General features: G+C 66.4%; 16 protein-coding genes and 1 riboswitch. Of the genes, 6 read left to right on the top strand and 10 right to left on the bottom strand.

Annotated features, from left to right (window positions below; genetic code table 11):
* Window positions 1–48: 48 nt before the first annotated feature.
* The 4 genes from CDN36_RS10245 to CDN36_RS10230 all read right to left on the bottom strand — a co-directional run bounded on the left by CDN36_RS10245 (window position 49) and on the right by CDN36_RS10230 (window position 5,083).
* Window positions 49–1,620, bottom strand: coding sequence for a hypothetical protein (locus tag CDN36_RS10245; RefSeq protein ID WP_287496661.1), 1,572 nt, complete (start codon window positions 1,618–1,620; stop codon window positions 49–51).
* 460 nt (window positions 1,621–2,080) lie between these two features.
* A complete protein-coding gene (gene nrdR, locus CDN36_RS10240) occupies window positions 2,081–2,560 on the bottom strand; it encodes a transcriptional regulator NrdR (protein WP_150555259.1) in 480 nt (159 codons plus the stop codon).
* A gap of 18 nt (window positions 2,561–2,578) precedes the next feature.
* The gene (gene glyA, locus CDN36_RS10235; RefSeq protein ID WP_150555260.1) at window positions 2,579–3,826 is read right to left on the bottom strand and encodes a serine hydroxymethyltransferase; all 1,248 of its coding nucleotides are present in this window, start codon (window positions 3,824–3,826) and stop codon (window positions 2,579–2,581) included.
* Window positions 3,827–3,924: 98 nt separating this feature from the next.
* Window positions 3,925–4,032: riboswitch (ZMP/ZTP riboswitch) on the bottom strand.
* Window positions 4,033–4,063: 31 nt separating this feature from the next.
* Window positions 4,064–5,083 carry a zinc-dependent alcohol dehydrogenase family protein gene (locus tag CDN36_RS10230; RefSeq protein ID WP_287496671.1) on the bottom strand — a complete coding sequence of 340 codons (1,020 nt, stop codon included), beginning with the start codon at window positions 5,081–5,083 and terminating at the stop codon, window positions 4,064–4,066.
* A gap of 119 nt (window positions 5,084–5,202) precedes the next feature.
* On the opposite strand from CDN36_RS10230, the gene CDN36_RS10225 reads away from it, so the two are divergent.
* Window positions 5,203–6,135, top strand: coding sequence for a LysR family transcriptional regulator (locus CDN36_RS10225; RefSeq protein WP_287496660.1), 933 nt, complete (start codon window positions 5,203–5,205; stop codon window positions 6,133–6,135).
* Between the two features lie 658 nt (window positions 6,136–6,793).
* The gene (locus CDN36_RS10220) at window positions 6,794–7,312 is read left to right on the top strand and encodes a 2-thiouracil desulfurase family protein (protein ID WP_287496659.1); all 519 of its coding nucleotides are present in this window, start codon (window positions 6,794–6,796) and stop codon (window positions 7,310–7,312) included.
* 117 nt (window positions 7,313–7,429) lie between these two features.
* Here the strand turns inward: CDN36_RS10220 and CDN36_RS10215 are convergent, their stop codons facing one another.
* The 5 genes from CDN36_RS10215 to CDN36_RS10195 all read right to left on the bottom strand — a co-directional run bounded on the left by CDN36_RS10215 (window position 7,430) and on the right by CDN36_RS10195 (window position 13,887).
* Entirely contained in the window at window positions 7,430–8,011 is a 582-nt protein-coding gene (locus CDN36_RS10215) for a DJ-1/PfpI family protein (RefSeq protein WP_150555265.1), read from the bottom strand.
* Between the two features lie 306 nt (window positions 8,012–8,317).
* Window positions 8,318–9,628 carry a benzoyl-CoA 2,3-epoxidase subunit BoxA gene (gene boxA / locus CDN36_RS10210; RefSeq protein ID WP_287496658.1) on the bottom strand — a complete coding sequence of 437 codons (1,311 nt, stop codon included), beginning with the start codon at window positions 9,626–9,628 and terminating at the stop codon, window positions 8,318–8,320.
* Window positions 9,629–9,665: 37 nt separating this feature from the next.
* Window positions 9,666–11,093 (bottom strand): benzoyl-CoA 2,3-epoxidase subunit BoxB, encoded by a 1,428-nt coding sequence (gene boxB, locus CDN36_RS10205; RefSeq protein WP_287496657.1) that lies wholly within the window; start codon window positions 11,091–11,093, stop codon window positions 9,666–9,668.
* Between the two features lie 112 nt (window positions 11,094–11,205).
* Complete coding sequence (gene boxC / locus CDN36_RS10200) at window positions 11,206–12,861, bottom strand: 2,3-epoxybenzoyl-CoA dihydrolase (protein ID WP_287496656.1); 1,656 nt, start codon at window positions 12,859–12,861, stop codon at window positions 11,206–11,208.
* 111 nt (window positions 12,862–12,972) lie between these two features.
* Entirely contained in the window at window positions 12,973–13,887 is a 915-nt protein-coding gene (locus CDN36_RS10195) for a helix-turn-helix transcriptional regulator (RefSeq protein ID WP_150555269.1), read from the bottom strand.
* Window positions 13,888–14,161: 274 nt separating this feature from the next.
* Here CDN36_RS10195 and CDN36_RS10190 point away from each other — a divergent pair, with 274 nt between their 5' ends.
* From CDN36_RS10190 to CDN36_RS10175, 4 genes are all read left to right on the top strand, one after another.
* Window positions 14,162–14,632, top strand: coding sequence for a DUF4863 family protein (locus CDN36_RS10190; RefSeq protein WP_287496655.1), 471 nt, complete (start codon window positions 14,162–14,164; stop codon window positions 14,630–14,632).
* Window positions 14,633–14,805: 173 nt separating this feature from the next.
* Complete coding sequence (locus CDN36_RS10185) at window positions 14,806–16,383, top strand: 3,4-dehydroadipyl-CoA semialdehyde dehydrogenase (protein WP_287496654.1); 1,578 nt, start codon at window positions 14,806–14,808, stop codon at window positions 16,381–16,383.
* Between the two features lie 304 nt (window positions 16,384–16,687).
* On the top strand, window positions 16,688–18,268 hold the full coding sequence (locus CDN36_RS10180; protein ID WP_150555272.1) for a benzoate-CoA ligase family protein: 1,581 nt from the start codon (window positions 16,688–16,690) through the stop codon (window positions 18,266–18,268).
* 14 nt (window positions 18,269–18,282) lie between these two features.
* Window positions 18,283–19,140, top strand: a complete 858-nt coding sequence (locus CDN36_RS10175) for an alpha/beta fold hydrolase (RefSeq protein ID WP_150555273.1) — start codon at window positions 18,283–18,285, stop codon at window positions 19,138–19,140.
* Window positions 19,141–19,242: 102 nt separating this feature from the next.
* Here CDN36_RS10175 and selD read toward each other — a convergent pair whose 3' ends face one another.
* Complete coding sequence (selD, locus tag CDN36_RS10170; protein WP_150555274.1) at window positions 19,243–20,322, bottom strand: selenide, water dikinase SelD; 1,080 nt, start codon at window positions 20,320–20,322, stop codon at window positions 19,243–19,245.
* Window positions 20,323–20,480: the final 158 nt, after the last annotated feature.

Below are 20,480 nucleotides of genomic sequence, written 5' to 3'. Positions count from 1 at the left end.
ACGCCAGCCCGAACGAATTCGCAAGTATTTCGAGCACGGCCCTGTTCGCTATGCAGCTTGATACAAGTTCACAGGGGCCGGATCAATAATGGACGCCTGCCCCTCGTTTGTCAGGTGCATGTTGCCGAGCTTGGCGTCCGTCACGGTCAGCGTGCCGCGGTTGGTCAGCTCGGCATTGCCGGCGACCGAGGCCCGCGTCTCGGGACGCTCGCTGTCCTCGAGCTTGAACGGCTTGCCTTCGATCTTCACGATGCCCTTCACTTCGTTCGTGATCTTCGCGTTGCCCAGATCTGCGCCCGTGAAGGTCAGGTTGCCGCTATTGCGGATCGTGGCGTCGGCGGCCGATGCCCCATCGAAAGTCGCGCTGGCGGCCGTGGCCTCGGCCAGGGTGCTGTTCTCGTCGAGCGCCTTGGCGGCTTCAACTTCGTCCTGGGTGATCGTCCCGCCGATGTTGATCGTGCTCGCGCCTGCGTTGGCCCCTTCCGAAAAGCCCAGCGCCGCGCCATTGACGACCTCGATGCGGGCCTTGCCGGCGCTCGTGCCCTTGCCGAACGCGATCTTGCCGGCTGCCTCGGCCGAGCCGCTTGCCGGGCCCGTGGCCGTGAGCGTCACCTGCTGCGCGCCGGCGTCGACGCCCACACCGTCTGCCAGGAAGTTCAGTTCGCCCTTCGGACCCACGTCGATCGCAATCTTGCCGCTGCCTTCGATCCCGTTTTTCATGCTCAGCACGCCGTCGGCGACATGCACTCGATGATCGGCGTCCGCGAGAATGCGAAGGGTGTCGATGGCGCGCGTCTTCTGACCGTTGTTTTCCGCCAGGCCGTAAATGGCGTCGGAATCGCTGCCGGAAAAGCTGCCCAGTTCAAGCGTGGCGCCTTGAGCCAGTTTGGTGTGCGCGTTGGCGGTCGTGCCAACCGCGTCGTCCGACTTGAACGTCTGGAGGTTCATGTCGGACCATGCCGACTTCGTGCCATTCTTTTCGGCGTTGGGCGCGTTTGCGTCGAGCACGAAGGTCTTGTCGAGTCGCGCGACCATCTCGTCGCTGTCCACCGCTTCCCAGACGCTCTGCTTGTGCTTGAGCAGGTTGAAGTCATCCAGATTCTTCTTGGCGCCGTCGAGGGCGGTCTGCGCGGCCGTGATGGCCCCATTCACCTTGGCTTCGGCGACGAGAGCATCAAGTGCCTTCCGGTCATCATTGGAAGCGGCGAGTTTGGCTTCGGCGTCGATCTTCGCCAGTGCCTCCTTAAGGGCACCCAGCGCCGTCGCGTGTTCCTTGTCGTGCGCGGGTGCTTCGCCTTCGGTCGGATTTTTCGACGCGATCACGGTAATTTCAGCCTCAACGGCCCGCTTCACTTCGCCAAGGGCCTGGAGCTTTTCCTTGCTGGCCGGCTTTCCGAGCGCTTCGCGAACGGTGCTCGCGAAACGCCCAAACGACTTCTGATGACGCAATGCTTCGTCAGCGTCTTTCCATTTGGCCGGTGCGTTTTCGCTTGCGCTGATCTTGCCGTTCAGCGCTTTCTGACGGCCTTCTTTGGTCGTCTGCCACGCGGGGGCGGCACTTTCCTCGGCCACCGCATAACCGGGCAAAGCGGCTGCCGCCACCACCGTCGCTGCAGCCATGCAAATCTTCGTCTGACGTAGGGCGTTCGACTTCGGATGAACCTTTTGCATTCGATAATCCATAAATTAATTCGTGAAAAACGATGAGTTTTCTCCCATCGCACTCCAGACACGGCGCTACGACCTGCGTCAAGGCTCACGAAGTCTAAAAGGCGGATTATCGAAACAAGCCCGAAATCACTGATTTTTGATACTTAACTCAAAGCCGGAGAAATAATTAAATTGAGAACTTTCACAACAAAATAATTCTTTAAAACACTGGGACTTTCCCAAAAAGCCCAATAATCCAATAACAAAATCCCAAAATAAAAAATTTTGATGTACGCAAACAACGGCCAATAGCCAATATTGGGAAACGGCTCGCACCAATAAAAAACCCGCCGCGCCCTTTCAGGCGCGACGGGTTTTCCGTCCAACTTGCTGCAACCACTCCCGACCTGCGCGCGACTGCGCGACCGGGTCACACCGGCTTGCGCTTCGGCTTCAGGTCGGCGCTGTCGATCTCCTCGAGCACGTCGCGGAACTCCGCAATGTCCTCGAAGCTGCGGTACACCGACGCAAACCGGATATACGCGATCTTGTCCAGCCGCTTGAGCTCGCGCATGACCAGTTCGCCAATGCGCTGGCTCATCACTTCGCGCTCCGCGCCGGCCAGCAGCTTGTATTCGATGCGCGCGATCGCGGCATCCATGGCTTCGGCACTCACGGGACGCTTGCGAATCGCCAGTTGCATGCTCGCGCGCACCTTCGCGCGATCATACTCGGCGCGGCTGCCGTCTTTCTTGACGACAGCCGGCATCGCGAGCTCGACGCGCTCGTATGTGGTGAAGCGCTTGTCGCACGACGGGCATTTCCGACGCCGCCGGATGGCGGCGCCGTCTTCCGCTTCACGCGAGTCGATGACCTGCGTGTCGTCGTGTCGGCAGAACGGGCAGCGCATGCGTGTGGGGCCCGCCGCTTAGCCGTAGACCGGGAAACGCTTGGTCAGCTCGGCGACCTTGGCGCGCACCGTGGCGATCGTCTCGGCGTTTTCCGGATTGTCCAGCACGTCGGCGATCAGGTTGCCGACCAGTTCGGCCTCCGCTTCCTTGAAGCCGCGCGTGGTCATTGCCGGCGAACCCAGACGCACGCCGCTCGTGACGAACGGCTTTTCCGGATCGTTCGGGATCGCGTTCTTGTTGACGGTGATGTGCGCTTCACCCAGCGCCGCTTCCGCCGCCTTGCCGGTGATGTGCTTCGCACGCAGGTCGACCAGCATCACATGGGATTCGGTGCGGCCCGACACAATGCGCAGACCGCGCTTGACCAGCGTCTCGGCCAGCACGCGCGCGTTCTTCGCCACTTGTTCCTGATACGCCTTGAATTCGGGTGTCGCGGCTTCCTTGAACGCCACGGCCTTGCCGGCGATCACGTGCATGAGCGGGCCGCCCTGGATGCCCGGGAAGATCGCCGAATTGATCTGCTTCTCGAACTCGGCCTTCATCAGGATCACGCCACCGCGCGGGCCACGCAGGCTCTTGTGCGTGGTCGTGGTCACGAAGTCGGCGTGCGGCACCGGATTCGGATACACGCCCGCGGCGATCAGACCGGCGTAGTGGGCCATGTCGACCATGAAATACGCACCGACCGACTTGGCGATACGGGCCATGCGCTCGAAATCGATCTTCAGCGAGAAGGCCGAGGCGCCTGCCACGATCATCTTCGGCTTATGCTGCTGCGCGAGCTTCTCGGCCGCGTCGTAATCGATGTCCTCGGCTTCATTGAGGCCGTAGCTCACCACGTTGAACCACTTGCCCGACATGTTCACCGGCGAGCCGTGCGTGAGGTGACCGCCATGGGCGAGGCTCATGCCCATGATCGTGTCGCCCGGCTTGAGCATGGCGAAATACACGCCCTGGTTCGCCTGCGAACCGGAGTTCGGCTGCACGTTCGCGGCTTCGGCGCCGAACAGGGCCTTCACGCGATCGATGGCCAACTGCTCGACCACGTCGACGTACTCGCAACCCCCGTAATAGCGCTTGCCCGGATAACCTTCCGCATACTTGTTGGTCAACTGCGAGCCCTGCGCTTCCATCACGGCCGGGCTGGTGTAGTTTTCCGAGGCGATCAGCTCGATGTGATCTTCCTGACGCTGGTTTTCCTTCTGAATCGCAGCCCAAACGTCGGGATCGACGGCGGCAACAGTGGATTTCGATTTGTCGAACATGGCGTTTCCGTTGAATTGAACAGGTTTTCCGGGAGGGGATGGTGCGGCGCGCCTTCCTTTGTGCTTTGGAAGACGATAGACAGGGCAGCACCAACCATCACGGCTGCCCAGGCGAACGGCAAATAAGACCCCGGCGCTTCCCGGTGGGTTGCTCCACCTCGGACACACAAGGCTGTGCGCCCTAATCGCCAGTCACGCGGGGTTTGTGGCGTCGATAGTGTATGCGAGCTTTCAGCCTTAGGCAACCCGGGCCGGCGCCCCGTCCACGCGCACCACCACCTTGCCGAAGGCGCCGCGCCGCAGGTGCGCCAGCGCCTGCCTGAAGTCCGCGAAATCGTAGACGGCGTCCACCACCGGCGTGATGGCGTGGCGCTCGATCATCGTCACCAGCGACTCGAGTCCCGCCCGATGCCCCACGCCGATTCCCTGGATGTGGGCGCGCTTGAGCAGCACCGGGTAGACGGGCAATTGCAACGTCTGGCCGCCCAGCATGCCGATGACGGAAACCTTGCCGCCATGGGCAAGCGCGCTCATCGTCTCGCCCATGTCGCCTCCGGCGAGTTCCAGCACCTGTTCGACGCCCCGCCCTTCGGTGAGCCGCAGCACGTCTTCGGACCAGCCGTCCCGACGCGGCACACCGTGCGTCACGCCAAGCGCCCGCACCCGCGCGAGTTTCGCTTCGCTGGCGCTCGTGACGATCGCGTGGGCTCCGTGGGCCAGCGCCAGTTGCGCCCCGAACAGCGCCACGCCGCCCGTGCCGGTCGCGAGTACCGTCTCGCCGGCTGCCAGACGGCGCCCGTGGCCAAACAGCGCCGACCACGCGGTGAGGCCGGCACAGGTCAGGGTCGAGGCGGCCACGTCGTCGAGCGTGGCCGGCGCACGCACCACGGCGTCCTCGGGGAACACCGCGTACTCGCGCAGCACGCCCTGCAGCGTCCCGCCGAAAATTTGCAAACCCGCCGGCGCCCGCTCGCCGTCGATCCAGCGATCCCAGAATGTGTTGACCACGCGCTCGCCTGCGCGAACCCGCGTGACACCGCCGCCCACGGCGACCACTTCGCCCGCCATGTCGGAGCCCGGTACATACGGGAACGTGAGCGGCAGGCCCATGCCGGAGTCGATCATCAACGCGTCGCGGTAGTTGAGCGACACCGCGCCGACCTTTACCAGTACCTCGCCCGGGCCGGGCCGTGGAATCGCCACTGTCGCGCGCTCGAGCGCCGTCTCGCCGAGCGTTGTCATCTGCCATTGCTGCATCGTGTTCATCACCGATCCTCTGTCTGATGGAGTTGCCCCGGCATGCCGGGTGGACACCATAAGCTTATTGGAGAATACTTAGCGGCAGTGATGGCAAATTCTCTTCATATTGGAGATAAATGAGCACCAATGACGCTTATACACCGGACCGGCTCTCGGGCATTTCCGCGTTCGTGGCGGCCGCCGACGCCGGCAGTTTTTCCGGCGCCGCACAACGCCTGCACCTCACCCGCTCCGCCGTCGCCAAGCGCGTCGGTCGACTCGAGACGCGGCTCGGGGTGCGCCTGTTTCATCGCACCACGCGCAGCCAGCATCTGACCGACGAGGGTCAGTCGTTCTATCAACGCTGCACGAAGGTGCTGGCCGAGCTCTCGGAGGCGGAAAGCGAGCTGAGTGCCGGTTCGCAGACGCCGATGGGCATGCTTCGCGTCACGATGCCGGTCCAGGTCGGCCGCCAGTGCATTGCGCCCGTGTTGCTGGCGCTGGCGAGAGCGCATCCGCAACTGCGCCTCGAGATGGCGTTCAGCGACCGGCGCGTCGATCTGATCGAGGAAGGCTACGACCTGGCGGTGCGCAGCGGTCGCCTCGACGACACCCCGGGCCTCAAGGCGCGGCCGCTCGGCGAGCAGACGATGATGTTGTGCGCGGCGCCCGCCTATCTCGCCGAGCATGGCACCCCCCACACAAGCGCCGATCTCGGCGCCCACGAACGGTTGATGTACGGCCGCAACGGCAATTTCTACGAATGGCCGGCCCTGGCGATGCCGCGAGACACCCGCCGCGCGCCGCGTTTCGTTCTCGACGATCTCGTCACGCTGCGCGAAGCCGCGGAACAGGCGCTCGGCATCGCTTGCCTGCCGCACTGGCTGGTCGTGCAATCGCTCGATCGCGGACGCCTCGTCCAACTGCTGCCGCATCACTATGCGCCAGCCACGCCGCTGCATCTGGTCTGGCCCGATACTCGGCATCCGTCGCCCAAGCTTCGCGCAGCCATCGATGCATTGATGAGTGCCGCCAGCACGCTGCTCGCGGCCCCGCCGCGCCGTTCGTGACGATCACGGACGACGGCCGGAGGCCGGAGGCCGGAGACCGGAAACGGCGACTGTTGCGCGCTGATCGCCGCCGCACGCGCGGGATACATGCGTGCCCACGGAATGGACGATGCCGCTCGTGCTCGTCGTCCACGGCAGGATGTCGGACGTGCCGGGCCGTCCCAGCCGGAACGCCATTTCAGCGGACAGCGCCAGCGCACCGAGCGGATTTCTGAGGGCATCTCACGCCAATTTCGCGTCCTGTGTCTCGCGTAACGCGCGAAGGTGCGAAGGCGCCGGCCAACGGTCATGGCGGCAATCGACGTGTTGGCGCGAGGTATGCCGCCATGCACCGCCGGCGCTGCCACAACGCCCGCGGAATTCATCCCTGCGCCCAGACATCCGGTGAAGTTCACCGTCGTCGCATACGGCGGGTCGTTCTTGTCGCGCCAGATGACGCCGAGGTTGCGCATCTCGCCGTCGTACAGCGCGCGATTATCGAGCCACAGCGCTGCGAGATAGGGCCGCTCGAGGGCGCATTGATAGACGTCGGGAAGGCCGCGAATCGCGAGCCGGCCGCCCGGGGTCGGGTTCGACCGATAGTGCTGCGGTGTCGGGCGGCGAGCTTTCGGAAACGCGTCAACTTGGGACAGAGCCGCCGCCATGATAGTCTGCGCGCATGTCTTTCCCGCCTCGTATCCTTGTCAGCGGTTGTCTGCTCGGCCAGCCGGTCCGCTATGACGGACGCCACGCCGCCTGCACGAGCGACGCCGCCATTCTCGAACGCTGGCGCGCGGCTGATCTCATCGTCCCGATCTGTCCCGAAGTGGCCGGCGGCCTGCCGACGCCGCGCGCGCCCGCCGAGATCTCCGGCGCGTCGAGCGGCGAGGCGGTGTGGCGATCGCTCGCGCGGGTGACGGACAGCACCGGCGCGGACGTGAGCGCGGCCTTCCTCGAGGGCGCGCAACGCGCCCTCGCCTTGGCGCAGGTCCACCGCATACGCATTGCCGTGTTGAAGGAAGGCAGCCCGTCGTGCGGCAGCTCGACGATTTACGACGGTTCGTTCCGCGCAAGAAAAATCGCCGGAGAAGGCGTGACGGCCGCGTGGCTGCGGCGTCATGGCATCGAAGTCTTCAGCGAGCACGCGCTCGCGCAGGCCGATGCGCGGCTGCGCGCGATGAGCGGGCTCGCCCGATAGCGCGCGGCGCACGAATGAAAAGCCCCCCCGCGCGCGGGGGGCCGGGTCCGGCCGGCGAATGGAACAACGGAACGACCGGAAGGACGGGAGGAACAGGACGAACGCGAGCGATACGAATCAGAGTTCGATCTTCGTCCCGAGCACCGCGAGGAACTGCGCGATCCACGCCGGATGTGCGGGCCACGCCGGCGCGGTCACGAGCTTGCCGTCGGTATGCGCCTCGTCGATGCCGATCTCCATGTATTTCCCGCCGGCAAGGCGCACTTCCGGCGCGCACGCCGGATACGCGGAACACTCGCGCCCCTCGATGACGCCGGCCGCGGCCAGCAACTGCGCGCCATGACAGATCGCGGCAATCGGCTTGTCGTTCTCGGCGAAGTGACGCACGGCCGCGAGCACCTCGTCGTTGAGCCGCAGATATTCGGGCGCACGTCCGCCCGGAATCACGAGCGCGTCGAAATCGGCGGCCGACAGCCCGTCGAACGTGGCGGTGAGCGTGAAGTCGTGCCCGCGCTTCTCGCTGTAGGTCTGATCGCCTTCAAAGTCGTGAATGGCCGTGCGCACCTTGTCGCCGGCCTTCTTGCCGGGGCAGACCACCTCCACGCGATGCCCCACCGCCGAGAGCGCCTGCACGGGCACCATCAGTTCGTAGTCTTCGACGTAGTCGCCTGCCAGTACCAGAATCCGCTTCTTGCCCATGTGACTCTCCGTTCAGAGAAAAATGGAAGGAAACAGCCTCTCCATAGTACTCAATTTCGGTGACGCCTCCGGGACAGCCGGCCCCCAGCGGTCCCCAGCGTCCTCCATCCTGCCCCATCCGATCCTACCCCGCGCTACCCGACACGCTACCCGACACGCTATCCGAGGCCGTGTGGGCGGCTCACGGCAGCATGCGAGCCGCGCGCGGACGAAAAAAAACCGCGCGCCGAAGCACGCGGTGTCAAGCCGGCGCAGAACGCCGTCGGTCAATCATGCGCCCGCACGTTCGCGCGCGGGCGGCGCGGTTCAGTACGTCTCGAGATGCAGGCGCCCCTCGGTCTTCAGCCGCTGCCAGAGCGCGGGCCAGTCGAGCCCGGCCTCGCCGGCAATGCTCTGCAGCGCCTGCAGCACGCCGTCCTCCATCCCCTTGAGCCCGCACACGTAGATGTAGGTGTGCTCGTGACGCAGCAGCGCCGCCACGTCGGCCGCGCGCTCGCGCATCGCGTCCTGCACGTAGCGCTTGGGCTGCCCCGGCGTGCGCGAGAACGCCAGGTTCGTGTCGATGAAGTCCTTGGGCAGATTGAGCAACGGTCCGAAGTACGGCAGCTCGCCCTGCGTGCGCGCGCCGAAGAACAGCATGAGCTTGCCGGTCGCTCCTTTCAGGCGGCGACGGCGGCGGTACTCGGTCATCGCGCGCATCGGTGCGGCCCCGGTGCCGGTGCAGATCATCAGCAGATGCGAGTCCGCGTGGTTCGGCATGAGAAACGTGCTGCCGAACGGCCCCATCACATTCACCACGTCGCCCTTCTTCAGGTCGCACAGATAGTTCGAGCACACGCCGCCGACCGCGTGGCCCTGATGGTCGGACGTCACCCGCTTCACCGTGAGCGCCAGGTTGTTGTAGCCCGGGCGCTCGCCGTCCCGCGGCGACGCGACCGAGTATTGGCGCGCATGATGCGGCCGCCCGTCGGCCGTCGTGCCCGGCGGGATGATGCCGATGGACTGCCCTTCGAGCACTGGGAACGGCTGCTTGCCGAAGTCCAGCACGATGTGATGGATGTCGCTCGGCGTGCTCGCGTCCGTCACGCGGTAGTTGCCCACCACGATCGCCTGCACGGGGGCCTTGTGCGTGTACAGGTTGACGTAGGGCTTCGCGGCGGACCACGGCGGCACGATCGAGCCGCGCACCAGGTCCGAGCCGCCGATGACGGGCCCGGCGGCATCCGTTCCCGCAGCGCCGTGACTGCTGCTGCCATGACTGCCGCTATTGCCGGAACCATTACCGGAACCCTTGCCGACCGCCTCGGCCGACTCGCCGATCACGCCCTGCCCGGCGAGCGCGTCGTCCTGCACGGGCAGTTCGTCCCATGTGAACTGATCCTCGATCGGATACGCCTCGGCCCGCAGCACGTCGCGCCAGTTGTCGATGGCCCCCGTGGGGCACGGCGAGATGCACGCCATGCACCCGTTGCACGCGTCCGCCCGCACGACATAGTTGTTCTCGTCGTGCGTGATCGCGTCGACCGGGCACGTCTCTTCGCAGGTATTGCAGCGAATGCAGATCTCCGGATCGATCAGATGCTGCCTCAGAACTTCGACCGGAACGGGGCCGTTCATGATGCTGTCTCCTTGTGGGGAAGGCTCTCCTCGGCCCTTAGTTGAAACGCACGTACTCGAAATCGATCGGCTGGCGGTTGATGCCCAGCGGGGGCGGCGCGATCCAGTTCGCGAACTTGCCCGGCTCGGTCACGCGCCCCATGAGCGAGGCCACATACGCGCGGTCTTCCGACGACGGCAGCCACTCGCGCTCGTGCGCGGCCCATTCGGTCTCGCTAACCACGCGGCCGTCCGGCGACACGCGCACCCCGGCGAACGTGCCGATCTGGCGGTTGAACGCCTTGTGCGGCACCGTCAGGCGCAGGTCGATGCCGGCCTTCTCGAGCACCTTGTTCCAACGGTTCACGCCGGCAATGGAGTCCTTGATGTAATCGTCGCGCAGCACTTCGTTCATGGCGTTGAGCATCGGCACCTCGCGCTCGACGAGCTTGCCGTTGTCGACGTCCAGCAGCCGGTAGGTCTGGCCGCTGAGCTGGTGGTCGTCGTCGCGCTTGCTCTCCTCGTAGCGGCCCTTGAGGCCCGAGCTGTAGAAAATGGCGGCATTGGACGACTGGTCCGCGCCGAACAGGTCGATCGTCACGGAGTAGTGGAAGTTGATGTAGCGCTGGATGGTCGGCAGATCGATCACCCCGGCCGCGCGCAGCTTCGAGACGTCGTCCGTCTTCAGTTCGTTCATCACCTGCGCCGTGCGGCTGATCACGCGCGAGACGCCCGACTCGCCCACGAACATGTGGTGCGCCTCTTCGGTGAGCATGAACTTCGTGGTGCGGGCGAGCGGATCGAAGCCCGATTCGGCCAGCGCGGAGAGCTGGAACTTGCCGTCGCGGTCGGTGAAATACGTGAACATGTAGAACGACAGCCAGTCCGGCGTTTTCTCGTTGAACGCGCCGAGAATACGCGGATTGTCCTCGTCGCCCGAGCGGCGCCCGAGCAGCGCTTCGGCCTCTTCGCGACCGTCGCGGCCGAAGTAGCGGTGCAGCAGGTAGACCATCGCCCACAGGTGGCGCCCCTCCTCCACGTTGACCTGGAACAGGTTGCGCAGGTCGTACATCGACGGCGCGGTGAGCCCGAGGTGACGCTGCTGCTCCACCGACGCCGGCTCCGTATCGCCTTGCGTGACGATGATGCGGCGCAGGTTGGCGCGATGCTCGCCCGGCACTTCCTGCCACGCGGGCTCGCCCTTGTGCTCGCCGAAGTGAATCTTGCGATCGGCCTCGCCCGGCGTGAGGAAGATGCCCCAGCGATAGTCCGGCATCTTTACATGATCGAAATGCGCCCAGCCGCTCGGATCGACGCTCACGGCCGTGCGCAGATAGACGTCATAGCCGTGCGAGCCCTCCGGCCCCATGTCGCCCCACCAGGACAGGAAGTTGGGCTGCCACTGCTCGAGCGCGCGTTGCAGCGTGCGGTCGTCGGACAGATTGACGTTGTTGGGGATCTTCTCGCTGTAGTTGATCGAAGCCATCGTGGGATTCCTCGTGTCTCGTATGTGTTCTGCGGATACGTCTCGCTCGCCCGCCGCCCGGCGGCGACTGCCGGGGCCGGCGCGGCCGTTCTTCGATTCGCGGGCCGGTGCGTCAGACGCGGTTCAGGTCGAACTGCGCCTTGCTGCCCTTGCCGTAGACCTTCAGCGCGCCCTTCTCGCCCACGGCGTTCGGACGGATGAAGATCCAGTTCTGCCAGGCGGACAGCCGGCCGAAGATGCGCGTGTTCATCGTCTCGCGGCCGTTGAAGCGCAGGTTCGCCTCCATGCCGGTGAGCGCGTCGGGCGACATGGCCGCACGCTCCTCGATGGCGATACGGATCTCGTCCGGCCAGTCGAGATCGTCGACCGCGGCAGTCACGAGCCCCAGGCGCTCCGCTTCGTCCGGGCGCACCGGGCGACCGATGGTGGCGCGCACCGCTTCGATTTGCCCCGCATCCTCGTAGAAACGGCGTGCCAGACGCGACTGGTCGGTGACCATCGGCAGCAGGCCGAAGTTCACTTCCGTGAGCGTGATCGTCGGCTCGTCTTCCTCGCTGGCCGGCAGCGCGGCCATATAGGTGCGGTCCGCGGCAAACGCGAATTCGGCGAGCGTGCCGGCAAAGCACGAATCCGGCTCGATCAGCGCGAACAGCGAGCGCGAGGACACATCGATGCGGGCGAACGTGCGGCGCAGCATGCCGATCGTCTCGCGCACGAACCAGTGATCCCGGTGCGCGAGCAGCGAGGCGTCCGCGGCGAGCACGTGCTGTGCGTCGCCTTCGGTGCGCAGCAGCCAGGTGCCGATGTCGAGTTCATTGGTACGAAGATTGAGGATGGCGTCGTCAAGCTCGCGCGCCATCTTCAGCGGCCACCAGTTCACACCGGCGGCTTCGATGCCCGCAATGTCGGCCGGCGGCGCCGACTTCGGCGCCCTGACGGTCAGGCTTGCCGTGTGCTTGGCGCGGTCGATTTCCACGTCGACGAATTCGTAGCGAATGGCGTCCGGCTCGTCGGTGCGTTCAATGCGCGTGAGCGTCACGCCCTTGCCGCCCGGCCGGTCGCTGCGCTGCGCGAGTTCCAGCGCGCGGGCCGAAACCGTCTGGGCGAACTGAGCCGGCTTGATCACTTCGTCGACCAGGCGCCATTGCTTGGCGCGCTCGCCGCGAATGCCTTCGACGATCGTGCAGAAGATGTCGGCGCGGTCGTGGCGCACGTGGCGCTTGTCGGTCAGACGCGTGAGGCCGCCGGTGCCCGGCAGTACGCCGAGCAGCGGCACCTCGGGCAGCGCCACCGACGACGAACGGTCGTCGACCAGATAGATCTCGTCGCACGCCAGCGCGAGCTCGTAGCCGCCGCCCGCGCACGCTCCGTTCACGGCGGCAAGGAACTTCAGGCCGGAATGGCGGCTGGAGTCCTCCAGGCCGTTGCGCGTTTCGTTCGTGAACTTACAGAAGTTGACCTTCCAGGCATGCGAGGACAGGCCGAGCATGAAGATGTTCGCGCCCGAGCAGAACACGCGATCCTTGGCGCTCGTGATCACCACCGTCTTGACTTCCGGATGCTCGAAGCGGATGCGTTGAATGGCATCGTGCAGTTCGATGTCCACGCCCAGGTCATACGAATTGAGCTTGAGCTTGTAGCCCTCGCGAATGCCGCCGTCTTCCGCGATATCGATGGCCAGCGTGGCCACCGGACCCTCGAAGCTCAGTCTCCAGTGCTTGTACTGCGTGGGGTCGGTACGGTAGTCGACGTGGGGTTTGCCGAACATGATTGCCTCCAACACGAATAATGATCTTGTTGAATTGCAATATAGTGCAGCACAAAACCCCAGTCAACCAATTTCACGACTAAAAATGAATTATTTTGCAGACACGCGAATTCAATCCGACGACAACTGCACGGCCAGGCGACCGCGCAACTGCAGATAGGCGTCCGCGAGCGCCCGGCCGCTGGTGTCGAAGCTCATGTCGGCCTTGGCGTAGAAGTCCTGACGGCCGGCCAGAATGCGCTTGAGGTCGTCCATGGCCTCGGCGTTGCCCGACATCGGCCGCAGATCGCCCTGCGCGATCACGCGCTTCATGTGTTCTTCCGGCGACGCCTGCAGCCACACCGTATAGCAATGGGTGAGCAGGAAGTTGAACGTGGCCGCGTCGCTCACGATGCCGCCGGGCGAGGCGATCACCGCACGCGGGTGCTCGGCCACCACGGCCTCCAGCGCCCGCAGTTCGTAGCGACGGTAGGCGGTGGCGCCGTAGAGCGAATAGATCTCGGACGGCGGGCAGCCCGCCAGTTGCTCGATCACCCGATTGAGTTCGACGAACGGCACGTGCATGTCGTCCGCGAGCATGCGGCCCAGCGTCGATTTGCCCGCGCCGCGCAGGCCGATGAGCGCGATGCGCCCGCGACGGTCGGGATCGCGTTCGCTGCCGGCGAACAGCTCGCTTAGCGCCTGACGCGCTCGCGTGAGTGCTTCGCCGTCGCGCCCGTGCAGGATTTCGCGAATGAGCAGCCACTCGGCCGAGGACGTCGTCTCGTCGCCGACGATTTCCGCCAATGTGCAATTTAGTGCTTGCGCGAGCTGACGCAGGAACAGCACGGACGCGTTGCCGACGCCCGACTCCAGATTGGCCACATGTCGCTCGGAGACCCCGGCGTCGAGCGCCAGCGCCTTGCGGGTCAGGCCGCGGCGCGCGCGCAGCGTGCGCACGCGCTCGCCCAGCGCGACCAGGAACGGATCCTTCTCCCCGGCACCGCGCGCCGTCGGCACCCCATCGGCTTGCGCACTCTTATTCATCAGGCGAGATCCTCGAAGCAGGTAACATGTAATATATTGCTTGACAGACAAAATTGCATGCTCTAATTTTCACCATGCGTCGATAAAAAAGCAAACACGGCCCGGACGTTGCCGCACACCGTGATTGATCGACGTCATCTCGACAGTCGGCGCGCAGGCCGCAGCCCCCTGCGCCGGCCCGCAAGGCGCCCGCAAGGCGCCCGCAAGGCGCCCGCCGGGCGAGTGCCGGCCACGTGCCGGCGAGTACGGATTGCGACGTCCCCAGGAGACACCGATGGATGTGCCCCAATTTCAGGCGCTGATTGCCGATCTCACCCGGCAACTCGACGGCCGCGCGCTCGACGCGGATCTTGCCGGCTGGCTCAACGCGCGTCACGGCGCCGGTTCCGAAACGTTCGAAACGCTCTCGGCCGCCTGCCGTACCGGCGTGGCCGAAGGCTGGCTGTGCAACCGCGAAGGCGGCGGCATTCGCTACGGCCGTGTCATCAAGCCGACGCCCGCGACGCATGGTTTTTCGGTCGACGTGGTCGACATGGCCGATCTGGCGGGCCCGCACCATGTGCATCCCAACGGCGAGATCGATCTGATCATGCCGCTCACGCCGGGGGCTACCTTCGACGGCCATCCGGCCGGCTGGTGCGTATACGGCCCCGGGTCGGCGCACCGCCCGACCGTCGCGAGCGGTCGCGCCCTCGTGCTGTACCTGCTGCCCGAAGGCGCCATCGAGTTCACGCGCGCCGCGTAAGCCGGCGGCCGCACGCCCCGCCGCCGCGCCGCCCCAGCGGCCCTTGCGTGCCCCTTTGGCGTGCCGCTTTGTCTTGCCGCTTTGTCTTGCCGCTTTGTCGTGCCGCTTTGTCGTGCAGCTTTGGCGCTCCCCTTTTGCTTTTTTCGCTTTCTTTTCGCTTCCGATCCCCAGCCATGAGCACCCCTGTCCTGCTGGAAAACCACGTCGCTGGCCAATGGGTCGCCGGCAATGGCGAGCGCACCGCGCTCACCGACCCCGTCACCGGTGACACACTGGCCTACGTTTCGAGCGCCGGCCTCGATCTCGACGCGGCCTTCGCCTTCGCGCGCGAGCGCGCCGGTCCCGCGCTACGCGCCCTGTCGTATGGCGAGCGCGCGCGGCGACTCGCGCAGATCGTCACCACCCTGCAGGCCAATCGCGACGACTACTACGCCATCGCCACGGCGAACTCGGGTACGGTCGCAAGCGACTCGGCCCTCGACATCGACGGCGCGATCTATACGTTGTCGACCTACGCCAAGCTCGGCGCGACGCTGGGCGACGCGCACACGCTGCTCGACGGCGCCGCCGTGCCGCTGGCCAAGGACGGCTCGTTCGCCGTGCGGCACGTCCTGCGTCCGACGCCGGGCGTGGCGCTCTTCATCAACGCGTTCAACTTTCCGGCCTGGGGCTTGTGGGAAAAGGCCGCGGGCGCCCTGCTCGCCGGCGTGCCCGTCATCGTGAAGCCGGCCACGTCGACCGCATGGCTCGCCCAGCGCATGGTGGCAGACGTGGTCGCCGCCGGCGTGCTGCCGCCGGGCAGCCTGTCGGTGATCTGCGGCAGCGCGGCGGGCCTGCTCGAGCGCGTCGGCCCGTTCGACGTGGTCTCGTTCACGGGCTCGGCCGACACGGCCGCCGCGCTGCGCACGCACCCCGCGTTCACCGAACGCTCCGCGCGCATCAACGTGGAGGCCGACAGCCTGAACAGCGCCCTCCTGCTGCCGGACGCCGCGCCGGGCACGGCGGCGTTCGAGCAATTCGTGCGCGAAGTGGCGCGCGAGATGACCGTCAAGTCGGGCCAGAAGTGCACGGCCATTCGTCGCGCGCTGGTGCCCGGCGAACACTTCGACGCCGTCGCCGCGGCGATCGCCGAGCGTCTGGCGGGGACCACCGTGGGCAATCCACGCAACGAAACGGTGAAGATGGGCTCGCTCGTGAGCGTCGGGCAAAAGCGGGCGGTGCTCGACGGCATTGCGCATCTGCAGGCCGAAGCGGAAACGCTCTACGACGGCAATCGCGCGGCCGCGTTCGTCGACGCCGGCCCCGACAGCGCCTGCGTGGCGCCGGTGCTGCTCGGCCTGCGCGACGGCGCGGCCGGCCAGCGCGTGCATGACACCGAAGTGTTCGGTCCGGTGGCCACGCTCATCGGCTATCGCAACGCCGACGAGGCCGTGGCCCTTGCGCGGCGCGCACAGGGCTCGCTCGTCGTTTCGCTGTTCAGCAACGACGCGCTCGCCATGCGCGAGCCCGCGCTGGCGCTGGCGAGCACCCACGGCCGCGTGCACGCCGTCGATCCCTCCGTGGCGAAGACGCAGACCGGGCACGGCAACGTCATGCCGCAGGCGCTGCACGGCGGCCCGGGCCGAGCAGGCGGTGGCGAGGAGTTGGGCGGCCTGCGCGCGTTGCGCTTCTATCACGTGCGCGCCGCCATCCAGGGCCCGGCCGCCCTCGTCGAAGCGCTGACGCAGGACGCTGTCGCGTGGGCCGGATAAACGATGCCAAACGAGGATAAATGACGCCCAACGATGCCCGACGATGCCCGTGGGGTCGCCTCGCGGCCCCGGGGCGACGCCGCGGCTGGCCCGGGCCCGGCCGCAGTAGAGCGCCGACCAGCCGCATGCCGACCGCATGCCGACCGTAATTCAGCCGTATTCCGCAGCACCAGCCGCAAGCCGTCGCAGTCAAGGTGATACCAGAGGCGCCGTCAGAGCGCCCGACAAGTCGTAAGGAACCAATGCCGCACGCGCGCCGGGCATGAAGGCGCCGCGCGCCGTGTGGTGATCCATCGGAGACAACATGGAAGCCGTACTGACCCCACCGCCGGTGAACTTCAACTTCGCCGCGCACCTGGAGGCGCTCAATCGCGAGCGCGCTGCCAAGACTGCCTATATCGACGACACGCGCACCCTCACCTACGGCGAGCTGGCCGAGCGCAGCCGGCGCTTCGCCACCGGCCTCGCGCGGGCCGGCGTTCATCGCGAAGCGCGCATCCTGCTGATCATGCTCGACACGGTCGACCTGCCCGTGGCGTTCCTGGGCGCGCTGTACGCCGGCGTGGTGCCGGTGGTCGTCAACACGCTGCTCACGGCCGACGACTACGCGTACATGATCGCGCATAGCAAGGCGCGGCTCGTGATCGCGTCCGGCGCACTCATGCCAGCCGTGCAGGCCGCGCTCGCCAAGGTCGCCGAGCGCGGTTCGCCGCCGCCGTGCGTCGTGTCGCAACCGATTGCCGCCGGGAGCGGCACTCAGACCGGCGCGCCCGTGCCGCCGACCTTCGAGGCCATGGTCGACGGGCCGCCCAGCGCACTGCCGGCCGACACCTCGGCCGACGACATTGCGTTCTGGCTCTATTCGTCGGGCTCCACGGGCAAGCCCAAGGGCACCGTACACACCCACGCCAATCTGTACTGGACGGCCGAGACTTACGCGCGCCACGTACTGGGCATTCGAGAAGACGACATCGCGTTCTCCGCCGCGAAGCTGTTCTTCGCGTATGGCCTCGGCAATGGCCTGACGTTCCCGCTCTCGGTGGGCGCGACGGTCGTGCTGATGGCCGAGCGGCCGACGGCCGAAGCTGTCGCCAGGCGCCTCGTCCAGCACCGGCCGACGATCTTCTACGGTGTGCCCACGCTCTACGCCACACTGCTCGCCTCGCCGCATCTGCCCGCACGCGAGGACGTATCGCTGCGCCTGTGCACGTCGGCCGGCGAGGCGCTGCCGCGCGAGATCGGCGAGCGCTTTACCGCGCACTTCGGCGCGGAGATTCTCGACGGCATCGGCTCGACGGAAATGCTGCACATCTTCCTGTCGAATCGCGCGGGCCGCGTGGCGTATGGCACCACGGGCGAACCGGTGCCCGGCTATGCCGTGGAATTGCGCGACGAGAACGGCAAGCCCGTGCCGGACGGCGAGATCGGCGATCTGTACATCAAGGGCCCGAGCGCGGCGCTCATGTACTGGTGCAATCGCGAAAAGTCGCGCGCCACGTTCCTCGGCGAGTGGCTCAAGAGCGGCGACAAGTACCAGCGTCTGCCCAATGGGTATTACGTCTATGCCGGGCGCAGTGACGATATGCTCAAGGTGAGCGGCCAATACGTCTCGCCCATCGAAGTGGAGATGGTGCTGATGCAGCACGACGCCGTGCTCGAGGCGGGGGTCGTGGGACGCGACGACAACGGCCTGACGAAGACGCGGGCGTTCGTCGTGCTCAAGCCCGGCGTGACGCCGACCGACGCGATGGCCGCGGAGCTCAAGGCCTTCGTCAAGGCGCGCCTCGCGCCGCACAAATATCCGCGTGAGCTGGTCTTCGTCGACGATCTGCCGAAGACGGCCACCGGCAAGGTGCAGCGCTTCAAGCTGCGCGAGTTGCTATAGGAGACGAAGAGACAATGTCGGACGTTCAGTTCGCCCGAATCGAGACGCCCTCGCACGGCGCGCTCTCGCTGGAGTACCGCTGGATCCATCCCGAGCGCACCGACGCTGCGCTGCTGGTCTTTCTGCACGAGGGGCTCGGCTCGGTGGCGATGTGGAAGGACTGGCCGCAGCAGTTGTGCGACGCGGGTGGCTACCGCGGTCTGGTGTACTCGCGCAACGGCTACGGTCGCTCCACACCGCGCCCGCCCGGCGAGAAATGGCCGGTCGACTTCATGCATCGTCAGGCGCGCGAAGTGCTGCCCGCATTCCTCGATGCCGTGGGCGTGGGCCCCGATCAGGCGTCGCGCACCTGGCTCGTCGGCCACAGCGACGGCGGCTCGATCGCGCTGCTGTTCTCGGCGGCCTTCCCCGAGCGACTGGCCGGCGCGGTCGTGATGGCCCCGCATCTGTTCGTCGAGGACGTGTCGATCGAGAGCATCGCGAAGACGAAGACCGTCTACGAGACGACCGATCTGCGCGCGAAGCTCGCACGCTACCACGACGACGTGGATTCGGCCTTCTGGGGATGGAACGATATCTGGCTGAACCCGGCGTTTCGCGAATGGAATCTGGTCGGCGCGGTAGCAAGCATTTCAAGGCCGCTGCTGGCGATCCAGGGCGAGGACGACGAATACGGCACCATGGCGCAGATGGACAGCATTGCCGCGCACGTGCCGCATGCGAGCGTGGTGAAACTGCCCGCATGTGGACATTCGCCGCATCGCGACGCGCCGAAGCCGCTGGGCGAGGCGATCGTCGCGTTCATCGACCGGCATCGCGGCGCCGGTGACGGTCGCGGACCGGCCAATGGCAAGGACCGGGCGGCGGCGTAGGTCGCGCACGGGCCGCACGGGCCGCACGGGCCGCATAGGGCGGCGACAACGCCAGGGCGCCCTCTCCGGGCGCCCGCATTCTTGCATGTGCGGCGGCGCGTATCAGATCACGCGCACGCCCGGCTGGCCCGGACGCATCGCACCGACGATGCCCGCCTCGTCGAAGCCATCGGCGCGGAACACGGCGAGCACGTCGTCCACGGCGCCCGGTGCGCACGACACCAGCAGACCGCCGGCCGTCTGCGGGTCGCACAGCAGGTCGCGATCGCGATCGGTCAGCCGCTCGCCAAGCTCGACCGACGCGCCATACGAGGCCCAGTTGCGACCCGATGCGCCTGTCACGCAGCCCTTGTCGGCCAGCTCGCGCACGCCGTCGAAGAGCGGCACGTCGGACATGCGCAGATAGGCGGCGAGATTCGCGCCGCGGCACATCTCGAGCGTGTGACCGAGCAGGCCGAAGCCCGTGACGTCGGTCAGCGCATGCACGCCCGGCAGCGCGGCGAGCGCGGGCCCGACCCGATTCAGGCGCGTGGTGGCGTCGATCATGCGGCGATACCCCGCCTCGTCGAGTTGGTTCTTCTTGAGCGCCGCGGACATCACGCCCACGCCGAGCGGCTTGCCGAGCACGAGCACGTCGCCGGCCTGCGCGTCCGCGTTGCGCTTGAGCCGCTTCGGATGCACCACGCCAAGCGCGGCCAGGCCGTAGATCGGTTCGACCGAATCGATGCTGTGGCCGCCAGCGATCGGGATGCCGGCTTCGGCGCAGATCGACTCGCCGCCGCGCAGGATGTCGCGAATCGTCTCGCGCGGCAGCACGTTGATCGGCATGCCGACGATGGCGAGCGCGAAGATCGGCTTGCCGCCCATGGCGTAGATGTCGGACAGTGCGTTGGTTGCCGCGATGCGGCCGAAGTCGAACGGATCGTCGACGATCGGCATGAAGAAGTCCGTGGTGGCGATAATCGCCTGTTCGTCGTTGAGCTGATAGACCGCCGCGTCGTCCGACGTTTCGGTGCCGACGAGCAGCGCGGCCGGTGCGGGCAGCGGCGTCTCGTTGCGCGCGAGCAGTTCCGAGAGCACGCCCGGCGCGATTTTGCAGCCGCAGCCGCCGCCGTGCGAAAGCGAAGTCAGACGCGGAGCCGCCGCTGCGGCGCCCGCTTGAGTTGCATCGTTTGCGGTCATGGTGGTTGGGTTCGTTGAATGGCCGGAGCGCGCCGCCAGGCCGTCTGCCGTGCGCGCAGCGCACACGGGCTCCGGAATGACGACAGTTTGCCAAAAGTCGACGTATTATGGTGCAGCTTTGGCGCCCTGACTCGTTGTGATGCGTCGCGATTCGTGGT

Source organism: Pandoraea sp. CB10b_02, from assembly GCF_002216225.1.
GTDB classification, from domain to species: Bacteria; Pseudomonadota; Gammaproteobacteria; order Burkholderiales; family Burkholderiaceae; genus Pandoraea; species Pandoraea nosoerga.
The sequence above is the reverse complement of the archived record's forward strand: the minus strand, read 5'-3'. Positions and strand labels throughout refer to the sequence as shown.

Bases quoted from the DNA above. Each gene is read 5' to 3' on its own strand.
- boxB (WP_287496657.1), bottom strand. From the start codon at position 11,093: ATGGCTTCGATCAACTACAGCGAGAAGATCCCCAACAACGTCAATCTG.
- CDN36_RS10230 (WP_287496671.1), bottom strand. From the start codon at position 5,083: ATGCAGCAATGGCAGATGACAACGCTCGGCGAGACGGCGCTCGAGCGC.
- CDN36_RS10220 (WP_287496659.1), top strand. From the start codon at position 6,794: ATGTCTTTCCCGCCTCGTATCCTTGTCAGCGGTTGTCTGCTCGGCCAG.
- CDN36_RS10215 (WP_150555265.1), bottom strand. From the start codon at position 8,011: ATGGGCAAGAAGCGGATTCTGGTACTGGCAGGCGACTACGTCGAAGAC.
- CDN36_RS10245 (WP_287496661.1), bottom strand. From the start codon at position 1,620: ATGGCTGCAGCGACGGTGGTGGCGGCAGCCGCTTTGCCCGGTTATGCG.
- CDN36_RS10195 (WP_150555269.1), bottom strand. From the start codon at position 13,887: ATGAATAAGAGTGCGCAAGCCGATGGGGTGCCGACGGCGCGCGGTGCC.
- CDN36_RS10180 (WP_150555272.1), top strand. From the start codon at position 16,688: ATGGAAGCCGTACTGACCCCACCGCCGGTGAACTTCAACTTCGCCGCG.
- boxC (WP_287496656.1), bottom strand. From the start codon at position 12,861: ATGTTCGGCAAACCCCACGTCGACTACCGTACCGACCCCACGCAGTAC.
- CDN36_RS10185 (WP_287496654.1), top strand. From the start codon at position 14,806: ATGAGCACCCCTGTCCTGCTGGAAAACCACGTCGCTGGCCAATGGGTC.
- CDN36_RS10225 (WP_287496660.1), top strand. From the start codon at position 5,203: ATGAGCACCAATGACGCTTATACACCGGACCGGCTCTCGGGCATTTCC.
- CDN36_RS10190 (WP_287496655.1), top strand. From the start codon at position 14,162: ATGGATGTGCCCCAATTTCAGGCGCTGATTGCCGATCTCACCCGGCAA.
- boxA (WP_287496658.1), bottom strand. From the start codon at position 9,628: ATGAACGGCCCCGTTCCGGTCGAAGTTCTGAGGCAGCATCTGATCGAT.
- nrdR (WP_150555259.1), bottom strand. From the start codon at position 2,560: ATGCGCTGCCCGTTCTGCCGACACGACGACACGCAGGTCATCGACTCG.
- glyA (WP_150555260.1), bottom strand. From the start codon at position 3,826: ATGTTCGACAAATCGAAATCCACTGTTGCCGCCGTCGATCCCGACGTT.
- selD (WP_150555274.1), bottom strand. From the start codon at position 20,322: ATGACCGCAAACGATGCAACTCAAGCGGGCGCCGCAGCGGCGGCTCCG.
- CDN36_RS10175 (WP_150555273.1), top strand. From the start codon at position 18,283: ATGTCGGACGTTCAGTTCGCCCGAATCGAGACGCCCTCGCACGGCGCG.